We start from the raw sequence: 24,336 nt of genomic DNA, 5'->3' as shown, positions 1-24,336 counted from the left end.
TGGGGCGTGTGGACGCTCCACCGGCAGACGTGTTTCTCGGCGCGGATCGAGGGTTTCAGAAGGGGGGCGCCGGGATCGACTCGTCGGGCCGTTCCTCGCGGCGTGGCCTTTCAAGAACGTGGGGTTCCAGGCCGGAGCGGTACCTCCGGAGGTCAGCGCCGGGCGCGGCGGCGATGGTGAGCATCCAGCTTTCCTGGCCCGGCGGGGCGTAGCCGGCCGGCGGCGGGGCGATCCTGGCCAGGGCGTCGCCACCGCACAGCCAACGGGTCGACGAAGACTCGTTGACCAAGGGGGCGAAGGGAAGGGCCGAGAACCCGTTCAACGCTCCGGATTCGAGCACCTCGGTCGGCACCACGGCGGAGAACTTCACCTCCGTTCCCAGCAGAGCCTCGTGCACGGTGCGGTGCAGCAGGAACCGCTCGAGGTTCTCGCCGGTGGGCCTCCATGTGTCGGAGGTGTTCGTGCGGTCGAAAACCTGCCGGTCCGTCGATTCCGGATCCACGGCCCAGTAGTAGCCGTGCTGGTTCTCGATCCAGAAAACCAGCATTCCGTCGGCTTCCCTTTTCAGGTCGGCCGGTTTCACCGCATGATCCTGGAACGTGACCCGCATTCCGGTCGAAGAAGCCGCTTTGTGCCATTCGGCCAGTTCGCGGGGGACGTCCGCGAATTGCGGGAAGGCGGGTTCCGCTGATTCATCGGACATGCCGTACCAGCGGCGGAGAAATCGCCGGACGCTGTCGCTTCGGGGGTGCAGGAGCTCTTCCACACCGGCATCGTACGGCCAGGCCCTGGTCTGCACCTGGCCTGCGTGGCGACGGTGATGCGGAAGGGCCGCATCATGGACCGGAGTTCCACCGCGGACTTCCGCAAGGACACAACGACAAGAGGAAGCAGAGGCGATGAACTCCCCGACGTCCCAGGCCGGTTCCCTCCGCTCCGCCCGCCGATTCCGGTGGGCCTTCCTCTGCGGCCTGGTCCTGTCGATCGGCCTGACGGCCGTGTCCCCGGCAAGCCGGACAACCTCCACGGCCTCCTTCGCACCGGCGAGACCCTGCGTGAGCCTGACCGAGCTGACCTTCACCGACGGCACTCGCGTCACCGGGGCCGAGGAAGAAGACGGCATCTGCCGGGTGCGCCTGACGGTTCCCGAGAGCGTCACCGTCGCGGTCTCCCTGCCGGTGTACGACTGGAACGGACGGTTCCAGGGGGTCGGAGGCGCCGGCTACGTCGGCGTGCTCACCCCGCCCGACAGCGCGGCCGAGGCGGGCTACGCCGCGGCGTCCACCGACACGGGCCACACCGCGTCCGCCCTGTCCGGCGCGTGGGCGTGGTCGCCGGCCGGGATGCGACAGAACCTCGTCACCGACTTCGCCCGCCGCTCGCTCCACGAGATGACCGTCAAGGGCAAGGCGGTGACCGAGGCGTACTACGGCCAGGCCCCCGCCTACTCGTACTGGAACGGCTGCTCCACCGGCGGCCGGCAGGGCCTGATGGAGGCCCAGCGCCACCCCGAGGACTACGACGGCATCCTCTCCGCGGCGCCCGCCGTCAACTGGGACCGGTTCGTCCCCGCGGCGTTGTGGCCGCAGATCGTGATGCGGGAGCGCGGCCATGTCATCAGCCCCTGCGTCTTCGAGGCGCTGGGCAGGGCGGTCGTCGCGGCCTGCGACGGCGACGACGGGGTGCGGGACGGAATCGTCGATCCCCTGGCCTGCCGCTTCGACCCGTCGCGGCTGATCGGCATGAAGACGGCCTGCGGCACCGTCACCGCCGAGGACGCGGCCGTCGTCGAGAAGATCTGGCAGGGACCGCGTGGCCAGGACGGCTCGTTCCTCTGGTACGGCCTGACACCGGGCGCTTCCTTCATCGGGCTCGCCGGCAGCAACTCCACCGGGGCTGCCACGCCGTTCCCGATCGCGGCCGACTGGTTCAGGTACTGGCTGGCCAAGGACCCGGACTTCGACTGGCGCACGGTCGGCACAGCGGACTTCGCGGACTGGTTCGAGCAGTCCCGGGCCGAGTACCACGACATCCTCGGCACCGACGATCCCGACCTCGGCGCCTTCCGGGACGGGGGCGGAAAGCTGATCCTCTGGCACGGCTGGGCCGACGAGCTGATCTTCCCGCAGGGCACGATCGACTACTTCCGGCGCGTGGCAGCCGAGTCGGGCGGACCGCGGCGTACCGAGCGGTTCGCTCGGCTGTTCATGGCACCCGGTGTCGCTCACTGCGATCTCGGCCCCGGCGCCGCTCCGGTCGATCCGCTCGCCGCCCTGGTGGCATGGGTCGAGAAGGGCGAGGCCCCGGAGACCCTGCTGGGCCGCAACGGGGATCTCACCCGTCCGCTGTGCCGCTGGCCCTCCGTCCCTCGCTATACGGGCCACGGCAACACGGACGACGCCGCCAATTTCCGCTGCGCCGCGACGTACGGCCACCGGGAGAGGATGCGGCACGGAAGCACGTCGACAAGAAGATCCGAGACGGGAGGTGGTCGTGAGCGCTGATACCGACCGAGGTGCCCGTGGTTCGTGTGTCGCGGAGCTGGACTATTGCGGCGGCGCTTGGCAGATGAACTGAGCCGACCCTGCCGGGATCAGCGGTTCTCCAGCGGGTCGGCCCGGCCGAGCAGCTCCGCGCCACCGTCGCCTCGCTCAAGAGCGTCGCTGTCGTTGCCGCCCGGCTGTCCGGGCCGGGGCGGTGAGCGAATTACCGACATTCGAGAATATTCGGCAGCCGGGCAGGAAATTTCACGCGTTTTTCAAATTCACGTAACATTATCGAAAAACATCTCCGAACCTGGGTCGATCACCTCAGAGAATGACACATTCCGCCACGACAGCTGCACACCCCCGAGCGCAGATCGCGGGGCATGAGCCTAACGTCGGCCGACTCCGCCGGGGGTATGACTTAGGTCACGTTTAGCGGTTAACCGGACCTCCAGTCAGCCGCACTCACCCACAAAACCCCCAATCGGAATTGGAGTCGGCCACTCCGCTAAACACGTCATTGCCTGAAGGCGGGCGGCCAGTATTTACTGGTTCCGCTCCAGAGAACGCGAACACCGCTCGGCACCCCCGGCCCCATACACGTGAACAAATCAATACGAAGGGGAGTCGAAGGAAATGCCTGCAATCGCAGCGTTAGCCGACTTGGAGGGTATCGACAACCTGCCCCCGAGAGACACGGAACTGCACGAGCGTGAGGGGCAGTTGTCCCTCCTCCACCGGCTCCTGCAGGACTCTCGCCGGGGCAACACCCGCCTGGTCGTCGTGAGCGGGGCCGCCGGCCACGGAAAGACCGAACTTCTGGACGTGTTCGCCGCACATGCCCAGCGCCTGGGGGTGACCCATGTCGCCGCGACGGCCTCCCGTGCCGAGCAGCCCGTCCCGTTCGGCGTTCTGTCCCAGCTGTTCCAGGCGATCGAGCTGCCCCAGCACTTCGCCACCCGTGTGTCCGGCCTGCTGGGCCAGGCCATGGCCATCGGCTCGGGTGGCACGGCGACGCCCCACCAGCCGGGGACCATACCCCCGCGACTGTTCCACCAGATGGGCACGGTCCTCCACGATCTCGTGGAACTCTCGCAGCCCCTGCTGATCAGCGTCGACGACGTGCAGTACGCGGATGCCCCGTCCCTGCTGTGCCTGTCCACCCTGGTACGCCGGCGGCGTACGACCCCGCTGCTGCTCGTCCTCAGCGAGCATCCGTCCCCGCAGTCCGCCAGCGTCCTGCTGAACGCGGAGCTCCCGCCGGAGCCACTGTCCCACCGGGTGCTGCTGCCTCCCCTGTCCCGGGGCGGGGTGCGCGCCCTGCTGGCCACGCAGTTCGGCGAAGCGGCGGCCTCGCACCTCGCCGACGACTGCCTCGCCATCACCGGAGGCAACCCCCTGCTGGTGCGCAGGCTGATCGAGGACACCGCCGCGCGGGGAGAACCGTTCGCGCTGCACGCCGGCCCCCGTTTCGAGCAGGCCGTCCTCGACTGCCTCTACCGTTGCGATCCGTATGTGCGCACCGTCGCGCGGCAGTTGGCCGTCCTGGACGACCCGCTGTACACCCCGCTGTTGTCCCGGCTGTCGGATGTGGACCCGCAGTATCTCTCCCTGACACTCGGCGTCCTGGAAGAGACCGGTTTCCTCGCGGACGGCGCCTGGCGCCATCCGCGTGCGCGCGCGGCCGTCATGTACGAGATGACCGCCGAGGAGCGCGCCGCCCTGCACACGAGGACCGGAACCCTTCTCTTCAAGAACGGCGGTCCGGTGACCGCGGTCGCCCGCCACCTGGTCGCCGCCAGCCGGATCGACAACGACTGCGCGGCGGGCGTGCTGCTGGAGGCGGCCGAGGAGGGTCTCGCCACCGGTGACACGACTCTCGCGCTGAACTGCCTGGCCACCGCCCACCAGTACGGCCGGAGCGAACAGCACCGCGCCACCACGACCGCGATGCTCTTCCGTACCGAGTGGCGAGCCGATCCGCGCACCGCGGCCCGCCGTATCCCCTCGCTCGTGGAAGCGGCGCGGGAGGGTCACCTGTCGGGACGGCACGTCTCGGCCCCGGTCGACGCCCTGGTCTGGTTCGGCCGTCCCGAGGCGGCACTCGACGCGCTGGAGCGGATGGAGCGGCACGCCTGGCAGAGGCAGGACATGGAGGCGTCCGCGCACCTGCAGACCCGTCGCGCCACGCTCGGCCTGCTGTACCCGGCGACGGCGTACGGCGACGGCGCCGGTGCCCCGGTCCCCGGGGAGGGCGGTCCGCGGTGGGCGTCCTCGCGCAGTCAGGTCCTGTGCGAGCTGGTCGGCGTGCTGCGTGACGGCCCCAACCCGCAGTCGACCCTGACCGCGGAACAGACCCTGGTCAGCCACCAGTTGACCGACGAGAACGTGCCGATCCTCGCCGCCGCGATCGACATCCTGCTCATCAACGGGCGCCACGCGTCGGCCGAGCGGTGGATCGACACGCTCGTCTCGGCCACCGAGAAGCAGCGCGCCCCCGCTTGGCATGCGCTCTTCGCAAGTCTGGGGGCCAGGCTCGCTCTGAATCGCGGCAACCCCGCCGAGGCCGCGCGCCGCGCCGAGGCCGCCCTGGCCGAGATCCCCACCGCGAGCTGGGGGGTCATGATCGGCCTGCCGCTGAGTGTCGCGATCGAGGCCCACACCCTCCTGGGCACGTACGGCGCCGCCCTCACCCAGCTTCAGACGGCGATCCCGGAGGCGATGTTCCAGACTCCGCTGGGCCTGCGCTACCTGCTCGCCCGTGGCCGTGCCCTCCTGGGCAACGGGCAGTCGCAGGCGGCCCTGGACGACTTCCTCGCGGCCGGCGAGCTGGCCGGACGCTGGCACATGGACGTTCCGGCGGTGCTGCCGTGGAGGACCGACGCCGCCCTGGTGCATGTGCTGCGCGGCGACACCGCGCGGGCGCGTGAACTGGCCACGGAGCAACTGGGGTTGGTGCGCCAGGGCCAGCACCAGGTACGCGCGGTGACCCTGCGGGTCCTCGCCTCGACCGTGTCCACGGAGGAGCGCGGCAAGCTGCTCGGTCATGCGCTGGAGGCGGCGCAACAGTGCGGCAACCCGGTGGTTCTCGCGCACACGCTCCACGAGATCGGCCGGTGCCGCCAGGAGGCGGGCCAGTACAGCAAGGGTCGGATGGCCCTGTTGCGGGCTCGCCAGCTCGCCGAGGAATGCGGTGTCCAGTTGCCGGCCCGCACGGTCGCGGAGGCACCGTCCGGACAGCGGCCGCCCACCGTGGTGGGCGGGAGCGACGAGCTGGTCGGCATACTGAGCGACGCGGAGATGCGGGTGGTGGCGCTGGCGGTACGCGGTCACAGCAACCGGCAGATAGCGGCCAAGCTCTACGTCACGGTGAGCACCGTCGAACAGCACCTCACCCGGGTGTACCGGAAGCTGGGGATCAAGCGGCGGAGCGATCTCACGCTCGCCCTGCACGGAGGCGACACCGCCCGCCGCGCCTCCTGACACGGGCTTGGCAAGGGCGCGCCGACCACAGCGGGACCATGCGTTCCCGTACGGCGGTGGCGGTGCCGGCCTGGAGACTGCCGCTCCAGGCCCGCACCGAAGCGGCGTTCAGGCTCGGCCGGGGCCGGCGCGGAAGGGCGTGAGAGCCCCGCGGATCACGCGGGTCACCGCGTCGGACTGTCCGTCGAGGTAGAAGTGGCCGCCCGGAAGGACGCGAACGTCGACGTCGCTCGTGGAATGGGCCCGCCACGCCGTCGCGTCCTCGATCGTGGTCACCGGATCCACGTCGCCGACCAGCACGGTGATCGGGCAGCCGATCCGGGCGTCCCGCGGTGCGAGGCGGTACGTCTCGATCGCCCTGTAGTCGGCCCGCAGCGCGGGGAGGAGCATGGCCATCAGCTCCTCGTCCGCGAGGATTTCCTGGTCGGTGCCGCTCAGGCGCCGCAGCTCCGCGATGATCCCGGCGTCACCGCGCAGATGGACCTGGTCGTCCCGGCGCCGGGAGGGTGCCCGGCGGGCCGACGCGAAGAGCCGTACCGGGCCGGCCGTGTCCGGCTGCCGCTCGTAGCGGCGGGCCACCTCGAAGGCGACGACCGCGCCCATGCTGTGGCCGAAGAACGCGCAGTCAGGCGGCAGTTCGGGGCCGAGTGCCTCGAACACCGCGTCCGCCAGCTCCTCAACGCTCCGGGCGGGGGGATCCTGACGCCTGTCCTGGCGGCCCGGGTACTGGACCGCGACCACTTCCACCTCGGGAGCGAGCCCCCGGGAAAGCGGGGCGAAAGAGCTCGCCGCACCTCCTGCGTGCGGAAAGCAGACCAGTGTCGCCGAGCTGCCTGGAAGTGGGGTGAATCGGCGCAGCCAGTCGCTCGTGTTCCCAGTCGTCATGTTCACGGCCGCAGCGTAGGGCGTTCCTGAAGCAGCCCGGAACCCCTGTCCGCGGGCGGGTCCCCCCTGTCGATCCGACCCGTCGGGCTTGTGACGCAACCCCTGTTCCACCCCTGTTACGGCTCTGGGCCGTTCCCGTCTGCGGCGCAGGCGGGAACGGCCTTTCAGCGGCACGTGAGCACAAGGGCGCCGGGACCCGTGGCCGGTGTGGGGGATTCACGGCCACGGATCCCGGGTCGGTGACGAGGTGTCCTGGGCGGCACCTCGTGGTGTCGTCGCCGCGTCAGCGGGCGACGGGCGCGTCGGACTCCTGCACGGCCGGTACGGCCGCCTGCTGGGCGGGAGGCTTCTTCAGGTTCAGGGCGGCCAGGGCACCGAGCAGCGCGGCCGCCGCGGTGACCCAGCCCGCCATGCGGAGACCGTCGACGACGTCGGCGTCACTCGGGGCCGGCGCACCGGCGGACAGGTCGAGGCCGGAGTTGGCGATCACCAGGATGACGGCCAGACCGACGGCGGCACCGATCTGCTGGGCGGTGGAGGCGAGCGCCGAGGCCACGCCCTGCTCGGCCGCGTCGACCCCGGCACCGGCGGTGGCGAAGATCGAGGTGAAGGCGAGTCCGCCGCCGAAGCCGTAGATGGCGACTCCGGGGAGCACCGCCCAGTAGCTGCCGCCGGTGACCATGCCGAACGCCATGGCGGCCATGCCGATGCCGTAGATGAGCATGCCGAGCGAGAGCGTCCCGCGCAGACCCGTCTTGTTCAGCATGGAGGCGGCGATCTTGCCGCCGGCCAGCATCGCCAGCACACCCAGCGGCAGGAAGGCCAGGCCGGCCTGCAGCGCGTTGTAGTCCAGGATGTTCTGGATGTAGGTGGTGAACAGGTAGTAGCCGCCGCTCAGGGCGCTCATGTGCAGGAACGCCACCATCATCGAGGTGATGAGGCTGCGGTTGCCGAACATCCGCAGTGGCGCCAGCGGGGCGCTGGTCCTGGCCTCGATGGCGAAGAAGGAGGCGATCAGCAGCAGACCCACGATCAGCGAGCCGAGCACGCGGGGGGTGGTCCAGCCGGACTCGGGGCCGCTGACCAGACCGAAGACCACGAGCGTGGCACCGACGGTGACCACCAGGGCGCCCGGGACGTCGAAGCCCTGGCGAGGTCCGGTCCGCGGGGCGTCGGGAGCGAGCAGGCTGGGCACGCCGAGCAGCGCGACGGCGGCCAGCGGCACCATGAAGAAGAAGACCCATTCCCAGCCGAGGCTCTGGGTGAGCACACCGCCGAGCAGCGCGCCCGCGGCGAGACCGCCGCTGCCGGTGGCACCCCAGACCGCGAGGGCCCGGTTACGAGCCGGTCCCTCGTCGAAGCTGGTGACGATCAGGGTGAGCGTCGACGGGAAGAGCAGCGCACCGCCCAGACCCTGCACGGCGCGGGCCGCGACCAGCAGCTCCGCCGAGTTGGCGAGACCGCCGACCAGGGCGGAGACGCCGAAGAGGACGAGCGCGGTGACGAAGACGCGCCGGGCGCCCAGACGGTCGGCGGCGCGACCGCCGAAGAGCAGGAACCCGCCGAAGGCGACCGCGTAGGAGCTGACGACCCACTGCAGGGTCTGCGGCGAGAAGTCGAGGGCCTCCCCGATGTCCGGCAGCGCCACGAAGACGATGTTGTAGTCGACGGCGATGATGAACTGGGCTAACGCCAGGAGCGCGAGCCTCAAGCCCGACCGCTGATGCGAACTTACGGAACGTTCCACTGGATGTGAGCCCTTCTAAGGATCGCCCCGGCCGCGGGTCGGCCGGCGAAACGGGGGTGAGGGGTGAGTGAGCGCATGCAAGAACGAGAACGGCAGACCGATCTCTGCATGTCGTTCGATTGCTGAGCGGTGTTCAAAGTTAGCACTCTAGATATTACTGACACGCCATTGACTGTCAAGGGAACGGCGATCGGCCCCGGTCGCAGGCGCGAGCCGGGGCCGAGGACCTGCGAGGGTTCAGGCGGAGACGGAGGGGGCGATGACGATCGGCAGCTTGCCGATCACCCTGAGGGAGACGCCGGGCCACCGCTCGACCGGCTCGTCGCCGAGGCTCACGTCGTACTCGAGCAGGGCGGCCAGCGCCTCCTGCGCGATCATGCGTGCGACCGGAGCGGCGACACAGAAGTGAATGCCGTGCCCGAACCCGAGGTTGCGGCTCTGGGTGCGGCTGACGTCCAGCCGCTCGGGGTCGTCGAAGGCGGCCGGGTCACGGTTGGCGGCGGCCGTCATCACGACGACGTACTCGCCGGCCCGCACCGGGATGCCTGCCACCTCGGCGTCCTCCAGAGCCGTGCGCGTCACCATGGCCAGGGTGCTGTCGTAGCGCAGCAGTTCCTCGACCGCCGAGGGCACATGGTCCGGATGCGAGCGCAGCCACTCGACCTGCTCCGGGTGACTGAGCAGGTGGTACACCTGGTTGCCGATCATGGCGGCCGTCGCGCCGAATCCCGCTGCCAGCAGGTTCATCAGGAGCATGGCCAGCTCCCACTCGGACAGCCGGTCGCCCTCCTGCTCGGCCCTGGTCAGCTCGCTGATCAGGTCGTCGCCCGGCTCCGCGCGCCGGGCGGCGACCAACTCGATGCCCGCGTTGATGAAGACGTCACGCGCGGCGTTGCGGCCCGCCTTCTGGTCGTCGGTGAGCGTGAAGCCCGGGTCAAGGCCCCGGCCGCTCTCCATCGTGTTGGCGAAGAAGAGTGGGTGGTAGTGCTCAGGGATGTCCATCATGTCGCCGAGGACCTTGGCCGGCAGCGGACGGGACAGCACCTCCTGCAGATCCACACGCCCGTCGGGGCTCTCCTCGACCGCCTTGGCCAGCAGCTCCCGCGCGTACCGAGCGGCCTTCGGGCGCAGCAGGTTCATCATCTTCGGCGTGAACGCCTTGGACACCAGGCCGCGGATTCGCGTGTGGTCCGGCGGGTCCATGAACATGAGGATGCGACCGGACTCGCCGCTCGCGGGGTTCTCCACGAACTGGTCGGCCACCATCGGGTTGACTCCCCAGCCGAACCGCTGGTCCTTCATGACCGCCGCGGCCTCCTCGTAGCCGAACACGGCCACGACCCCGCCCGCGGTGCGAAAGGCCGCGCCGGACCGCTCTCGGATCTTTTGGTAGTACGGAAACGGATCGGCATGGAAATCAGGGTCGAACGGATCGAAGGGAAGCGTCTGCCGAGCGACTTCCGGGTCGTACGTGATGACGTCGGGGATTTTGGCCGTCGCCGCCTCGCTCATATCCACATCCCACTTCACTGAGAGTCGTGTTCCTGGGATCTGGAAATTAATGACTGTCACCCCCTACAGCCAACCCCTCTCACGAGGCCGGGAGGGTAGGGGGTGACCAGGATAAATCTGGGGTTGGCAATAGGGGTGAGCTTTCGATAGCTTCGCCGAGAAATTCACAGAATACCGCACAGAATTCCGTACCGATATTTTATTGATACTGCATTTTGACACTCGCCGACAGGAGGCTCCGAATGGAAAAGGGAAGCCGCACGGGAGCGGCCACGGAATACCCGGAGGTCCTGGGGGGATTCGACCTGACAGATCAATCGAGATTCGCCGAGGGAATTCCGTACGATCTGTTCGCCAGGCTCCGGCGTGAAGCACCCGCGCTGTTCCACCCCGCCGGCACACTGCCGGACGGCGAGGGTTTCTGGGTGCTGACCCGGCACGCCGACATCGCGGCCGCGTCGGTGGACCCGGTCTACTCCTCGCAGGGCGGGGGCGGCCGGGCCGGAGGCGGGTCACACCTGGAGGACCTGCCTCTCGGCGGCGGCCTCACGGGCACCGTGCTCGCCATGATGGACAACCCCCGGCACGAGGTCTTCAAGCATCTGCTCGGCCCGGCCGTCGGCCGGGCGGTGTCCGCGCTGGAGCCCGAACTGCGGGCCGTCGCCGCCGCCCTCGCCGACGACCTGGCCGGGCGCGGTACCGGCAACCTCGTCGACGACTTCTCGGAGCCCTTCTCGCTGCGCTCCGTGGCACTGCTGCTCGGTGTGCCGCGCGAGGACTGGCAGAAGCTCACGGAATGGGTGCACACGGTACTCGGATTCACCCACCGCAGGAGCGGAACGGTGGACGACGAGTCGCGGGCCGTCTACGCGAACCTGCGTGGTTATTTCACCGCACTGCTCGAAACGAAACGCGCGCACCCGGCCGACGATCTGGGCACGGTGCTCGCGAGCGGAGAACTTCCCCTGGACTCCGGCCAGCCGCCCCTCACCGAAACCGAGCGGGAGGCCAATGCGAGCGTGATGCTGGTCAGCGGTTTCGAGCAGCCCCGCAACACCATCGCGGGAGGCCTGCTGGCTTTCGCCCGGAATCCCGACCAGTGGCGGGAGCTGCGGAAGGACCGGTCACTACTGCCCACCGCGGTCGAGGAGGTCCTGCGCTGGCTTCCGGCGAATCCCTACAACCGGCGCACCCTCACCCGGGATGTGGAACTGCACGGTCGGCGCATGCGGGCCGGCGAGAAGGTGACACTCTGGTGGCCGGCCGCCAATCGCGACGAGACGGTGTTCCCGGACCCTGACCGTTTCGACATCCGGCGCGATCCCAATCCGCACCTCTCCTTCGGTCACGGCGTGCACTACTGTCTCGGCGACGCCTTCGGCCGGCTCGAGATCCAGCTGGCACTGGAGGCCCTGCTCGACAGGGTCGAGGAGATCAGGCTGACGGCGCCGGAGACGTGGGCACCCAACAACAAGCACACCGTGCTGCTGGACGTACCCGTGGAGCTGGTCCTCGCGGAGGACGCGTGATCACCACCGCCCCGAGCTTCGTCGACGCCCTCTACTCGGGACGGCTCGGCCCGGACCTGTTCCGGTACCCGGTGCGCGGCGCCGCGGAACGGGCGGAGAGCGACGCCGTCGTGGCCGGGCTGACGGCGTTCCTGCGCGACCGGCTCGACCCCGACCAGGTGGACCTCACCGGCACGCTGCCGGAGGGGTTCCTCGACGACCTGCGCGCGAGCGGGTACCTGAAGCTGCGCCTGGGCGTGGAGACAGGCGGCCTGGAGCTGTCGGCGTACGACGCCTTCCGTGCCATCGAGCACGCCGCCGGATACTGCGTGCCCGCGGGCCAGATGCTCGCGATCCAGTCGGGCGTCGGCGCGCCCGCGCTGTTTCCCGCGCTGCCGCCGGGTCCGCTGCGGGAGTTCGTCGCCAAGCGGCTCTCCGACGGAGCGGTCTCGGGCTTCGCGCTGACCGAGCCCGCCGGCCAGAACAACGCCTGGCCCGGCACGACCGCCGCCCTTTCCGCCGACGGCTCGGTCTACGTCCTCAGGGGCGAGAAGGTGTTCACGGGCCATGGTCCGGTGGCGAACCTGCTGCCGGTCGCGGCGACCGAACACACCGAGGACGGGCGGAGGTTGTGCGTCTGCTTCGTGGACACGTCCGCCGCGGGCTTCGAGGTGACCTCGCACATCGAGTTCACGGGCAGCCGGGGCCTGCCCAACGGAGCACTGCGCTTCGACGGCGTGGAGGTGCCGGCCGAGTACGTGGTGCGCGGCGATCCGGAGGACGCGCGTTTCCCCGACCGGATGGCCTCGGCCGTCCTCATCGGCCAGCTGTACTTCACGGCGGCTCCGGCTGTGGCCATCGCCAAGCTGTGCCGTCGCTGGTCCGGCGAGTTCGTCACCCGGCGCAGGATCAACGGCCGGGCGCTGAGCGAGTACGACGAGATCCAGCGGATGCTCGGCGAGACCCTGGCCGAGGTGTACGCCATGGAGAGCGTCGTCCAGTGGAGTCTGCTCGGCTCGGGGCCGCAGGACCGCTGGTTCGAGAGGCTGACGGCCAAGAACCTGGCGGTGCGGACCTGCTGGCGGATCGTGGACCGGACGGTCTCCCTCTACGGCGCGGAGGGCATCGAGACGCTGCCGAGCAAGCTGCGGCGCGGCGCGGTCCCGGTGCCGCTGGAACGCGGGCTCAGGGACGCCCGCGGACTGCGCATCGCCGGCAACGTGGACTTCCAGTTGGACAGCCAGGCCGCTCGGCGCCTGCTGACCTGGTTCGCCACGAGGGCCGGGGACGAGTTCGGGGCCCGCACCCACGGCCTCGGCGCGGAACACCCGGACGGGGAGCGCCTGTCCGGGCCGAACGGGACTCATCTGGCGGCGGTACGGGAGCAGGTGCTGCGGTTCCACACGGTCTGCCGTGAACTGACCCGGAGTCATCCCCGGCTGGAGGATCTCTTCGACCAGGAGCACACAGTGATCATGCTCGGCCGTGTCGCGGCGGAACTGTTCGCGATGTACGCGGTCCTCGCCAGGGCCGGCACCGAGCAGTCCGGCGACAGTGGCGAGCAGGACGGTCAGCGGCTGGCGGACGTGTACTGCGCCTCGGCCCGGCATCGTCTCGCCGACCACTGGCGACGGCTCGGCATGGTCACCGAACCCGATTACGCCGGGATCAGCACCCGCTGGCTGGCCGAAGGGTTGCCCCGGCTCCACAGCGAGGCCTGACCCGGCGCGAGACGGCCCACGTCGCGTCGCGCGGGCGGCGCGGCCCGGGCCGCCCGCCGGGTCAGCTCGCGCCGACGCTCTGCGGGTCGCCGACCGCGACGTGTCCCAACGACCTGGACAGGTCGACCAGTTCGGCACGGTACAGCTTCTCCGGGTCGCGCACCTGAGGGTTCAGGTGGCCGTAGACCTCGAGGGAGACAAGGCCGTGCATGCGGCCCCAGACCCGCAGGGAGAGGGCCACCGCCGTCGGTGGGAGTTCGGGGAACGACTCGCGGATCAGCTCGGCGAACTCGGGGGCGAAGTCCGACCAGCTGTGGTCACTGCCGATGTACAGGTGCTGGGCCGTGGGCCAGGCGGCTGCGACGATCCCGGTGAGCACCGCGCAGGAGCGGTGCTCCGCCTCCGCCGCCGCACCGCCCTCCGGCGGCTGGTAGTCGGGCACCGCGTCGCCGTACACCAGCCGGAACTCCTCCGGGTTGGTGACGGCCCAGTTGCGGTAGACCCGGCCGAACGCCATCACCTGCGCGGTCGCGTCGTCCTTGGGGCACTCCTCGATGGCCTCCTCCAGGAGGGAGGCGAGGCCGCTGTAGACGTCCGCGATCAGCACGCTGACGAGGTTGTCCCGAGTGTCGAAGTAGCTGTAGATCGCACCGGCGGTCATCCCCATCTCACGGGCGATGGCACGCAGTGAGATCGCGGCTGTCCCACTGGTGGCCATGTGCTTGAGAGCTGTGGCTTTGATTTCCGCCGTCGTGGCCTCGCGAAGACGCGTCCTCCGGCTCTGAGTCACCTGTCCCATGCTCTGCATCTTAGCAGTGTTGAAACAAAATGACGCCTCTCTGGGTTTCCACGGCAGTCAATTGACACACTGGGTGTACTTAGTGAACGCTGCTCAGAGAGCGATCGCTCGCACCCATGACTGTCCGCGACAGTCCTGCCGAAAGGCTTACGCCGATGAGCACAGATCCCACCGCCACCCCCGCCGCCGCGGGCGGCACCCTCCAGCTCGGGGATGATCTGACCGTCAACCGGCTGGGATACGGGGCCATGCGACTCACCGGTCCCGGCTTCTGGGGCGAGCCGGCCGACCCCGCCGAGGCGGTCCGCGTGGTCCGCCGCGCCGTGGAGCTGGGCGTGAACTTCATCGACACGGCCGACGCGTACGGCCCGTTCACCAGCGACCGGATCATCAGGGATGCGCTGCACCCCTATGCCGACGGCCTGGTCATCGCCACCAAGGTCGGTCTCACCCGCCCCGGCCCCGACGACTGGCGCCCGGTGGGACGCCCCGAGTACCTGCGTCAGCAGACCGAGCTGAACCTGCGTCACCTCGGCCTGGAAACCATCGACCTGCTCCAGTTGCACCGCATCGACCCCGCGGTGCCGCTCGAGGACCAGGTCGGCGAGCTGGCCGAACTGCGCACCGAGGGCAAGGTCCGGCACATCGGGCTGTCCGAGGTGACGGTGGAGGAGGTGGAGAAGGCCAGGACGATCGCCCCGATCGTCTCGGTGCAGAACCTCTACAACGTCGCCGAGCGCAAGTCGGAGGACGTGCTGCGCTACGCCGAGCAGCACGGCCTCGCCTTCATCCCCTGGTTCCCCCTCGCCATGGGGCAGCTGGCGGGGCCCGGCAGCCCACTGGAGGCGGTGCTCAAGGACCACGACGCCACCCCGGGACAGCTCGCCCTCGCCTGGCTGCTGCGCCACTCGCCGGCCCTTCTCCCGATCCCCGGCACCTCGTCGGTCGGGCACCTGGAGGAGAACATCCGGAGCACCTTCATCCAGCTGTCCGACGCCGACTACAAGGCCATCACCGACGCCTGCTGAGACCCGGGAGAATCCCATGCCCACAGCACAGCCCGACCACCGCGTGGTGGTCGCCCGCGGTACGCAGGCGGTGAAAGTGCGCATCGACGGCCGCCAGGTCTCCTCGTCGAACCGGCCCGTACTGGTCTACGAGACCGGATTACCGGTGCGCTACTACCTTCCGCCGGAGGACGTGGACCTGAAGCTCTTCGAGCCCTCGGCCACCCGCACCACCTGCCCCTACAAGGGCGAGGCCTCGTACTGGTCGTTCCGCGGGGACGAGGGGAACGGCGAAACGGCGCAGGGCCACCCGGACGTGGCGTGGTCCTACCTCGATCCGATCGACGCGGCCCCCGAGATCAAGGGGTACATATCGTTCTACGACGATGTCGCCGAGATCGAGGTGACCGGCGCCCCTCCGCAGGCCCCCGCCGTGTGAACGGGGCGAGGGGGGGACTTCTCGTCCCCCCTCGCCCTTACGTCGGGGGGTTGCCGTGCTTGCGGGACGGGAGGTCGGCATGCTTGGAGCGGAGCATGTCCAGCGAGCGGATCAGTACGTGCCGGGTGTCGCGCGGGTCGATCACGTCGTCGACCAGGCCACGCTCGGCCGCGTAGTACGGATGCATCAGCTCCGTCCGGTACTCCTTGATCTTCTGCCTGCGCAGGCTCTCGGGGTCGTCCGCGGACGCGATCTCCCGCCGGTAGATCACGTTGGCGGCACCCTCGGCGCCCATCACCGCGATCTCGTTGCCGGGCCACGCGAGAGAGATGTCCGCACCGATCGAACGGGAGTCCATGACGATGTAGGCGCCGCCGTAGGCCTTGCGCACGATCAGCTGCACCCGGGGCACGGTGGCGTTGCAGTACGCGTACAGCAGTTTCGCTCCGTGCCGGATGATGCCCTTGTGCTCCTGGTCGACGCCGGGCAGGAACCCGGGCACGTCGACCAGAGTGACCAGCGGGATGTTGAAGGCGTCGCACATGGAGACGAAGCGTGCCGCCTTCTCCGACGCGTAAATGTCCAGGACCCCGGCCACGGAAGCCGGCTGGTTGGCGACGATACCGACCACATGTCCGTCCAGCCGTGCCAGCGCGCAGACGATGTTCGTCGCCCACAGCTCGTGAACCTCGAAGAACTCGCCGTTGTCGACGACCTCCTGGATCACCTCGCGCATGTCGTACGCCTGGTTCGGGTCGCTGGGGACCATGTGCAGCAAGGAGTCGTTGGAGCGGTCGGCCGGGTCGGCGCTGGACTCGACCGGCGGCAGCTCCCGGTTGTTCTGCGGCAGCAGCGAGAGCAGGTACCGGACCTCCTCCAGGCAGCTCTCCTCGTCGTCGTGGACGAAACCGGCGACGCCGGAGGTACCGCCGTGGACGTCGGCGCCACCCAGACCGTTCATGGAAACCTGTTCACCGGTCACCGCCTGCACGACATCGGGTCCGGTGATGAACATCTGCGAGGTCTCGCGGACCATGAAGACGAAGTCGGTGAGTGCGGGCGAATAAGCCGCACCGCCCGCGCAGGGTCCGAGCATCACGCTGATCTGCGGGATCACTCCCGAGTTGCGGGTGTTGCGCCGGAAGATACCGCCGTACCCGGCCAGTGCGGTGACGCCTTCCTGGATGCGCGCGCCGGCACCGTCGTTGAGGGACACCAGTGGTGCCCCCGCGGCCTCGGCGAGATCCATGAGCTTGTGGATCTTGGCGGCGTGGGCCTCGCCCAGCGCGCCGCCGAAGACGCGGAAGTCGTGCGCGTACACGAACACCGTGCGTCCGTGCACCTCCCCCCATCCGGTGACCACTCCGTCCGAGTGCGGTCGGCGCCGCTCCATACCGAACGCGGTCGACCGGTGCCGCCGCAGGGTCTCGATCTCCTGGAACGTGCCGTCGTCCAGAAGCAGTTCGATACGTTCGTGGGCGGTCAGCTTGCCCTTGGCATGCTGACGCTCGGTCGCTTGCGGGTCGGGACCCCGGCGGGTCAGCGACTTCAGTTCGATCAGTTCTGCCAGGCGCTCATGGGTCAGCATGGCCAATCTCCTTCGCGGCCTGCGGCCGTGGACGGGTCCGACAGCGCGATGCGGGCCAACAGGCGCCCGGCATCGGCGATTTCGGCGGGGCTGGTGCCCGAGGCGGCCACGTAGCCGTCGGGCCGTAGGAGCAGGAAGCCCGGGGATCGCCGAAGCATGTGGTCGTGGCGGAGCGGCACGGCCGACGCTCCCGCGAACGCCCGGCCGCGCCGGTCCGCCCCGTCGTCGGCCGGACCGAACGTCAGCAGCCGGAATCCGGGGGGACCGTCCACCGCGGCGGGCGGCACCCAGTGCGGAGCCCGCCGACCGGCCTCGGGCAGTCGGCCCGGCCGGGCGGCCACGAGCCGGTTCGCCTTCCGTTCCGCGTGCGGCGGCCGCTCGGACAGCGTGTCCGGGTAGTGGACGCGCCACCCGGCCAGCAGTGGCACGAACCAGCGGCGGAGCAGGCCCGTCGCCTCGAGGGCGCTCCACACCGTGTTGCGTACCCGGGCCGCGGCGGGGCCGAGGGTGAAGACCTTCAGGAACTGGTGGGTGGCACGGACGATCTGCTCGGCGGCTCGGCGCCGCTCGGGTTCATAGGTGTCGAGAATCCGCGGATCCAGCTCCCTGTTGATGACACCTGCCAGCTTCCACGCCAGGTTGTGGGCGTCCTGGAGCCCGAGGTTGAGCCCCTGGCCGCCGAGGGGTGAGTGCGTGTGGGCCGCGTCTCCCACCAGGAAGCACCGCCCGGTGTGCAGGACCGATGCGATCCGCTCCTGGCTGGTGAACCGGTTCACCATGTCGAGGTCGTCGATCGTGATGTCGCCCGGGCCGCGTTCGTCCAGGAGCCGCTGCACGCCCTCGGGTGTGACCGGATGGCTGTCCGGGACCGCGCCGGAGACCCGGATGCGGTCACCGGGCATGGCGGCGAAGACGACCGAGCCGTTACGGCCCAGGAAGTAGTGGACGGCGTCCCGTTCGAACGCGCCGTCGATCCTGCCCTCCGCGAGCAGGAAACCCGTGGCCACGGGGGAGCCGGCGAAGTCGATGCCCAGCTGCTCCCGGACAGTGCTCCGCACTCCGTCGGCAGCGACGAGCCAGTCCGCCTCGATCACCTCCGGGCCGTGCGGTGTCTCGGCCTTCACGGTGACGACGCCCCCGGTGGTGGCCACGTCGGTCACGCGGAAGGATCGCTCCACCCGGCCACCCGCCCGCTCCAGAGCGCCCTCCAGCAAGCGGCTGGTGTTCTCCTGGGGCAGCATCAGGGGCTCGTTCTCCGTGCCGAGCGCCACGCGCAGGGTGCGGCCGCCGGCCAGGTGGTAGCTCGTCGAGCGGATGCGCAGCCCCTCCCGCTCGGCCTCGTCGAGGATGCCGATCTCCCGGAGGACACCCAGGGTGGGCGGGTGGAGCTGGACGGCCCGGGATCCGGTGTGCGGCTCGGTCTGGGCCTCCACGACGCGCGCCTCGATGCCGCGCTGCCACAGCGCGCACGCGAGGGCCAGCCCGACCGGTCCGGCGCCCACGATCAGGACGGGGCTCCGCCTCATGCCGACTTCTCCTTTGCCTGGTCGGTGTTCGCGGACACCGCGGGGAACGTGCTGTCGAGCCAGGTGCGGACGGTCCGCGCGGTGGTCGCGGCGTTCTCCTCGATCATCGAGAAGTGGTCGCCCGGCACCTCGATCGCGTCGTGGCGCCATTGCCAGGTGGACTGTCCGCCGCCGTCAGGCGGTCGGGGGGCACCGGGCACGGGCTCGGCGGGCCGCACGAGCAGGACGGGCGCCTTGACGTCGGCCGGCTGCCGTCCGGAGAGGAGCTCCAGGTAGCGGCCCATGGCGGTGATGCGGTCGCTGCTCAGGGGCGCGAACTCCCCGAGTCGCTCCGCCATGCGCGCCATCAGTGCCGGTCCGATCTCCGCGAGCGCTTCGCTGTCGGGCAGGAAGGTGTCGAGGAGGACCAGCGCCTTGGGGAAGACGCCCTCGGCCTCCAGTCGTGCCGTGACGGCGTGGGCGAGGAGACCGCCGGACGAGTAGCCGACGAGGGCGAACGGGGCGCCGTCCGCGCGGCGAATCACCGCTTCGGCCGCCGCGCCGGTGATCGCGTCGAGGGTCGCCGGCAGGCGGGCGCCTTCGGCGAAGCCGGGCAGCGAGAGCGCCGAGACGTCCCGGTCACCACTGAAGGGGGCGCCGAACCGCGCGAACTGGTGCGGACCGGAGGTGGCGAGGACGGTGGGGAAGCAGATCAGCGAGGGCCGGCGGCTGCCGGTGGCGACAACCACCGAGTCGGGGACATCGGCGGGCCCGGGGACCTCGAAGGACGGACGGCCGCTCGCCGCCCCGGCGATCCGGTCGTGCAGCGTGTCGGCGTGGCCTTCGGCGGCGGCGCGCACGTACTGCTCCGCCAGATCGTCCGCCGTATCCCTCGGGTCGTCTTCGCGGACGAGTTCGTCCCGCAGGAAACGGGCCAGGGCGTCCGGGGTGCGCCGGTCCAGGACGACCCGGGCGGGCAGCTTGCGCCGCAGTACGGCGTCCAGGCGGTTGCGCAGGGCGACGGCACCCACGGAGTCCATACCGAGTTCGAGGAAGTCACGATGGGCGTCGACGGCCTGCGGGTCGTCGTGCCCGAGGAGCTCGGCGATCTCGGCCCGCACCGTGTCGAGCAGCAGGGTGAGACGCTCGGCCGGGTCCGCCTCCCGCAGCTTCGCCAGGACTGTCGCCCTGGCCCGGTCCGCGTCCGCGGAACCCGCGCCCCGCACGGCCCGCCCGACCTCGGGGATGGAGCCGAGCAGGGGCCCGGGGCCGCCCGCGGACAGCACCCGCAGATAGGTGTTCCAGTCGACCTCGGCGAGGACCAGGGCCGAGGCGTCCTCGTCGAGTGCCTGGCGCAGCGCGGCCAGCGCCCGCTGCGGGTCGATCGGCGGCAGTCCCCGCCGGGTCAGCCGTTCGCGCCGGGTCCGCGCGGCGGCTGCCGCCTCGGCCTCGGCGGGTTCCTCGTCCCACACCCCCCAGGCCAGCGAGGTCGCGGTCAGGCCGTGTGCCCTGCGGTGCTCGGCCAGCGCATCCAGGTAGGCGTTGGCCGCCGCGTACGCGGCGAGTCCGAGACCGCCGCCGAGGGCTGTGGTGACCGAGGAGAACAGGACGAACGCCGACAGGTCCAGAGTGCGCGTCACCTCGTGGAGATGACGCGCGCCGAGCGCCTTGGTGCGCAGTACGGCCTCCAGCCGGGCGGAGGTGAGCGTGCCGAGCGCCTCTTCCTCCAGCAGGCCGGCGGTGTGGAAGACGGCGGTGAGCGGGGCCTCGTCCGGCAGGTCCGCCAGCAGGCCGGCCAGGGCGTCGCGGTCGGCCGGGTCGGCGGTCGACACGGTCACTCGGGCGCCCGAGGCATGGAGCCCGGCGACGAGTTGCTCGGTGGCGACGGCGGATGCCTCCGGCGCCACGGTCAGCAGCAGGTGCTCGGCGCCGGCCTCGGCGAGTAGGCGGGCCAGGTGCGCGCCGGGTCCGTGGGTGCCCGCCGTGATCAGGACGGTGCCCCGTGTCGGCAGACCGGCGGAGATGGCGCCGTCACCGCTGCGCGGGGCACGTACCAGCCTGCGGGCGAAGAGCCCGTGAGGCCGCAGCGCCAGCCGGCTCTCCTCCCCCGCTCCGGCGAGAACCCCGGTCAGCCGGCGCAGGTCCCGCTCCGAGGGTGCCTCCGGCAGATCGACGACACCGGCCCACAGGTGGGGCACCTCCAGCAGCGCGACCTCGCCCAGTCCCCAGACCTGGGCCTGCACAGGGTCCTCGACGCGGTCGGCGGTGCCGGTGGCGACGGCACCGCGGGTCAGCGACCACACGCGGCGGTCGAAGCCCGCGTCGGACACGGCCTGCAGGAGCAGCAGGGTGCCGGCCAGGCCATGCGGCAGCGCGGGGTGCGACTCGTCGGCCGCGCCGTCCAGCGGCAGCAGGGACAGCACGCCGGCGGGCGGCTCGTCGCCGGCCGCCTCGCGCAGCCGGGCGGCGAGGTCCGCGCGGTCGGTGCCGGGTGCGACGACGACCGTGCGGGGGCGGGCTCCGCCGTCTTCCAGCGACCGTACGACGTCCCGGGCGAGCGGCGTGTCCGCGGTGGTGGCGGGTACCGCGACCAGCCAGGTGCCGGCCAGTGCCGTCGGCAGGGGGTCGCCGACGGGCTGCCAGACGGCTTTGTAGCGCAGGGAGTCCAACTCCGGGTCCTGGCGGTTGTCCCGCCACCAGGACGCGAGGGCGGGCAGCACCGCGCCGAGCGGCCCCCTGTCCACGCCGAGCGTGACGGCGAGGGACTCCAGGTCCTCGCGGCGCACGGTCTCCCAGAACGCGGCCTCGATGGCGTCGGTGGAGGTGGGGTGCTGTTCCGCGGCGGGCTCCACCCAGTACCTGCGGCGCTGGAACGCGTACGTCGGCAACTCCACCCGGCGGGCCGTGCTGCCGGTGAAGGCGCCGGTCCAGTCGACGGGGACACCTCGTACGTGCAGTTCGGCGAGCGAGGCGTAGAAGCGCTCCAGACCGCCGTGGTCCCGGCGCAGTGTCCCGGTGAAGGTGATGTCGGCGTCGGCGTCCTCGGCGGTCTCCTCCACACCGAGTGCGAGCACCGGGTGGGCGCTCGACTCGACGAAGACATCGAATCCGTCGGAGAGGAGCTTGCGCACCACCGGTTCGAAGCTGACGGGGCGCCGGCAGTTCTCGAACCAGTAGTCGGCGGTCAGTTCGGTGCCGTCGAGCACTTCCCCGGTGACCGTGGAGTACAGCGGGACACGCCCGGCCCGGGGGCGTACGAACTCCAGCAGTCCGGCGATGCGGCCCCGGAGGCGGTCGACCTGGGAGCAGTGCGAGGCGACCGTGGCGGGGATGACCCGGGCCCGTACGCCCTCCGCGACGAGAGTGGCGACCAGGTCCGCCAGCGCCTCGGGTTCGCCCGCCACCGTGACCAGGCTCGGACTGTTGATGCCGGCGATCGACAGTGCGTCGCCGTACGGCCGGAGCCGCGGCTCCACTTCGGCCCGCGAGGCCGCGACCGAGGCGACCGCGCCCCGGCCCACGAGTTCGTCGGCGAAGAGCTGCGAGCGCACGACGATGAGCCGGGCCGCGTCCTCGAGGGTCAGGGCCCCGGAAACGACGGCCGCCGCGATCTCGCCCTGGGAGTGGCCGACGACCGCGTCCGGCTCCACACCGTGGGAGCGCCACAGTTCGGCCAGGGACACCATCACCGAGAACAGCACCGGCTGGACCACCTCGATGCGGTCCAGTGAGGGGGCGCCGTCCCGCTCGCGCAGGACGTCCTCCACGTCCCAGTCGACGTGGGCGCCGACGGCCCTCGCGCACTCGCGCAGACGGTCGGCGAAGACGGGTGCGCTGTCGAGGAGTCCGGCGGCCATGCCTTCCCACTGGGAGCCCTGGCCCGGGAAGACGAAGACCGTCCGGCCGTGGTCCCGCGCGGTCCCGCTGACCACCCGGGCGTGGTTCTCGCCGGTCGCGAGGGCCGTCAGACCGGCCGTCACGGACTCGCGGTCGCCGCCGAGGACGACGGCCCGGTGGTCGAGCATCGCGCGGGTCGTGAGAAGGGAATGGCCGATGTCGGCGAGGTCGTCCGCGGGGCGCGCGGACAGGTGGCCGGCGAGCCGGGCGGCCTGGGCCCGCAGGGCGTCCCGGCTGCGCGCCGAGACCGGTATCGGCAACCCGGCCGGTGTGCTTTCCCCCGCCGGTGTGCTTCCGCCTGCCGGTGTGCTTCCCCCGGTCCGCTGCTCCGGTGCCGCGGCGGGGTCTTCGGCGGGGGCCTGTTCGAGGACGACATGCGCGTTGGTCCCGCTCATGCCGAACGCGGACACCGCGCAGCGACGGGGCCGGCCGGTGTCGGGCCACCCCCGCTGCTCGGTGAGCAGTTCCACCGCACCCGACTCCCAGTCCACCAACGGGGACGGCTCGTCCACATGCAAGGTGCGCGGCAGCACACCGTGCCGCATCGCCATCACCATCTTGATCACACCGGCCATGCCGGCGGCGCCCAGGGCGTGGCCGATGTTCGACTTGACCGACCCCAGATACAGCGGCTCACCCTCACGCCCCTGCCCATAGACGGCCAGCAGCGCCTGCGCCTCGATCGGATCACCCAGCCGCGTCCCCGTCCCATGCGCCTCGACCGCGTCAACCTCCCGCGCCGCCAAACCCGCACCCACCAAAGCCCGCTGGATCACCCGCTGCTGCGACGGACCGTTCGGCGCCGTCAGACCATTGGACGCACCGTCCTGATTGACCGCGCTGCCCCGCACCACCGCCAGCACCCGATGCCCCAGCCGCCGCGCGTCGGACAACCGCTCCACCACCAGCACACCCACACCCTCGGCCCACCCCGTACCATCCGCCGACGCCGCGAACGCCCTGCACCGACCGTCCGGGGAGAAGCCCCGCTGCCGGCTGAAGTTCACGAACTCGGTCGGTGTGGCAAGGATCGTCACACCGCCCACCAGCGCCATCGAGCAGTCGTCCCGCCGCAACGCCTGCGCCGCCAGGTCGAGCGCCACCAGCGAGGAGGAGCAGGCCGTGTCCACCGTCACGGCCGGGCCCTCCAGGCCCAGGGTGTAGGAGACCCGGCCCGACAGCACGCTGCGTGCGGCACCCGTCATCTTGTAGCCCTCGATCTCGCCGGGCGCCTGCTGGAGCAGGAGTTGGTAGTCGTCGGTGACGCAGCCCGCGTAGACGCCGGTGCGGCTGCCGCGCAGGGTGAGGGGGTCGACACCCGCCCGTTCCAGCGCCTCCCATGCGACTTCCAGGAAGAACCGCTGCTGCGGGTCCATCGCCAGCGCCTCACGCGGCGAGACACCGAAGAACTCGGCGTCGAACTCCGCGGCGTCGTACAGGAATCCGCCCTGCCGGGTGACGGTCCGGCCGGTCCGGTCCGGATCGGGGTCGTAGAGGTTCTCGCCCCATCCACGGTCGGTGGGGAAGCCCGCGATCACGTCCGCCCCGGACGCGACCACGTTCCACAGGTCCTCGGGGGAGCGCACACCGCCCGGATAGCGGCAGCTCATCCCCACGATCGCGAGGGGTTCGCGGCGCTTGTCCTCGGACTCCTTCAAGCGGCGGCGCGACTCCGTCAGCTCGACGGTCACCCGCTTGAGGTACTCCCGGAGCTTTTTCTCGTCAGGTGTGGCGTTCATTGATTCCTCGCTGATGTCTG

15 protein-coding genes are annotated in these 24,336 nt (G+C 70.7%); 6 read left to right on the top strand and 9 right to left on the bottom strand.

Features of this window, described 5'->3' with window-relative positions; genetic code table 11:
• Positions 1 to 55 precede the first annotated feature (55 nt).
• Positions 56 to 703, bottom strand: a complete 648-nt coding sequence (locus ABZ855_RS23905) for a hypothetical protein (protein WP_360809916.1) — start codon at positions 701 to 703, stop codon at positions 56 to 58.
• 196 nt (positions 704 to 899) lie between these two features.
• On the opposite strand from ABZ855_RS23905, the gene ABZ855_RS23900 reads away from it, so the two are divergent.
• Positions 900 to 2,504 carry a tannase/feruloyl esterase family alpha/beta hydrolase gene (locus ABZ855_RS23900; protein ID WP_360809914.1) on the top strand — a complete coding sequence of 535 codons (1,605 nt, stop codon included), beginning with the start codon at positions 900 to 902 and terminating at the stop codon, positions 2,502 to 2,504.
• An 89-nt stretch (positions 2,505 to 2,593) separates the two neighbouring features.
• On the opposite strand, the gene ABZ855_RS23895 is transcribed toward ABZ855_RS23900, so the two are convergent.
• Positions 2,594 to 2,716 carry a hypothetical protein gene (locus ABZ855_RS23895; protein WP_360809912.1) on the bottom strand — a complete coding sequence of 41 codons (123 nt, stop codon included), beginning with the start codon at positions 2,714 to 2,716 and terminating at the stop codon, positions 2,594 to 2,596.
• A 406-nt stretch (positions 2,717 to 3,122) separates the two neighbouring features.
• On the opposite strand from ABZ855_RS23895, the gene ABZ855_RS23890 reads away from it, so the two are divergent.
• Positions 3,123 to 5,969, top strand: a complete 2,847-nt coding sequence (locus tag ABZ855_RS23890) for an AAA family ATPase (RefSeq protein WP_360809910.1) — start codon at positions 3,123 to 3,125, stop codon at positions 5,967 to 5,969.
• 108 nt (positions 5,970 to 6,077) lie between these two features.
• On the opposite strand, the gene ABZ855_RS23885 is transcribed toward ABZ855_RS23890, so the two are convergent.
• The 3 genes from ABZ855_RS23885 to ABZ855_RS23875 form a co-directional block, all read right to left on the bottom strand.
• Complete coding sequence (locus ABZ855_RS23885) at positions 6,078 to 6,854, bottom strand: alpha/beta fold hydrolase (RefSeq protein WP_360810122.1); 777 nt, start codon at positions 6,852 to 6,854, stop codon at positions 6,078 to 6,080.
• 283 nt (positions 6,855 to 7,137) lie between these two features.
• Complete coding sequence (locus ABZ855_RS23880; RefSeq protein ID WP_360809908.1) at positions 7,138 to 8,565, bottom strand: MFS transporter; 1,428 nt, start codon at positions 8,563 to 8,565, stop codon at positions 7,138 to 7,140.
• Between the two features lie 273 nt (positions 8,566 to 8,838).
• The gene (locus tag ABZ855_RS23875) at positions 8,839 to 10,113 is read right to left on the bottom strand and encodes a cytochrome P450 (protein ID WP_360809906.1); all 1,275 of its coding nucleotides are present in this window, start codon (positions 10,111 to 10,113) and stop codon (positions 8,839 to 8,841) included.
• A 242-nt stretch (positions 10,114 to 10,355) separates the two neighbouring features.
• Here ABZ855_RS23875 and ABZ855_RS23870 point away from each other — a divergent pair, with 242 nt between their 5' ends.
• Both ABZ855_RS23870 and ABZ855_RS23865 read left to right on the top strand, forming a co-directional pair.
• On the top strand, positions 10,356 to 11,642 hold the full coding sequence (locus ABZ855_RS23870) for a cytochrome P450 (protein ID WP_360809904.1): 1,287 nt from the start codon (positions 10,356 to 10,358) through the stop codon (positions 11,640 to 11,642).
• On the top strand, positions 11,639 to 13,342 hold the full coding sequence (locus tag ABZ855_RS23865; RefSeq protein WP_360809902.1) for an acyl-CoA dehydrogenase family protein: 1,704 nt from the start codon (positions 11,639 to 11,641) through the stop codon (positions 13,340 to 13,342). The genes ABZ855_RS23870 and ABZ855_RS23865 overlap by 4 nt, the downstream gene beginning before the upstream one ends.
• A gap of 61 nt (positions 13,343 to 13,403) precedes the next feature.
• On the opposite strand, the gene ABZ855_RS23860 is transcribed toward ABZ855_RS23865, so the two are convergent.
• Complete coding sequence (locus ABZ855_RS23860) at positions 13,404 to 14,141, bottom strand: TetR/AcrR family transcriptional regulator (protein WP_360809900.1); 738 nt, start codon at positions 14,139 to 14,141, stop codon at positions 13,404 to 13,406.
• Positions 14,142 to 14,296: 155 nt separating this feature from the next.
• Between ABZ855_RS23860 and ABZ855_RS23855 the strand changes: the two genes are divergently transcribed.
• Together ABZ855_RS23855 and ABZ855_RS23850 are read left to right on the top strand one after the other, a co-directional pair.
• Positions 14,297 to 15,169 (top strand): aldo/keto reductase, encoded by an 873-nt coding sequence (locus ABZ855_RS23855; RefSeq protein WP_360809898.1) that lies wholly within the window; start codon positions 14,297 to 14,299, stop codon positions 15,167 to 15,169.
• Between the two features lie 16 nt (positions 15,170 to 15,185).
• Positions 15,186 to 15,587, top strand: coding sequence for a DUF427 domain-containing protein (locus tag ABZ855_RS23850; protein WP_360809896.1), 402 nt, complete (start codon positions 15,186 to 15,188; stop codon positions 15,585 to 15,587).
• Between the two features lie 37 nt (positions 15,588 to 15,624).
• Here the strand turns inward: ABZ855_RS23850 and ABZ855_RS23845 are convergent, their stop codons facing one another.
• From ABZ855_RS23845 to ABZ855_RS23835, 3 genes are read right to left on the bottom strand one after another with little or no spacing between them, the layout of a single operon-like run.
• Positions 15,625 to 17,175, bottom strand: coding sequence for an acyl-CoA carboxylase subunit beta (locus ABZ855_RS23845; RefSeq protein ID WP_360809894.1), 1,551 nt, complete (start codon positions 17,173 to 17,175; stop codon positions 15,625 to 15,627).
• Positions 17,169 to 18,701, bottom strand: a complete 1,533-nt coding sequence (locus ABZ855_RS23840; RefSeq protein WP_360809892.1) for an FAD-dependent monooxygenase — start codon at positions 18,699 to 18,701, stop codon at positions 17,169 to 17,171. The genes ABZ855_RS23845 and ABZ855_RS23840 overlap by 7 nt, the downstream gene beginning before the upstream one ends.
• Positions 18,698 to 24,316 carry a type I polyketide synthase gene (locus ABZ855_RS23835; RefSeq protein WP_360809890.1) on the bottom strand — a complete coding sequence of 1,873 codons (5,619 nt, stop codon included), beginning with the start codon at positions 24,314 to 24,316 and terminating at the stop codon, positions 18,698 to 18,700. The genes ABZ855_RS23840 and ABZ855_RS23835 overlap by 4 nt, the downstream gene beginning before the upstream one ends.
• Positions 24,317 to 24,336 lie beyond the last annotated feature (20 nt).

Source organism: Streptomyces sp. NPDC047042 (assembly GCF_040644035.1).
Taxonomy (GTDB): Bacteria; Actinomycetota; Actinomycetes; order Streptomycetales; family Streptomycetaceae; genus Streptomyces.
The sequence above is the reverse complement of the archived record's forward strand: the minus strand, read 5'-3'. Positions and strand labels throughout refer to the sequence as shown.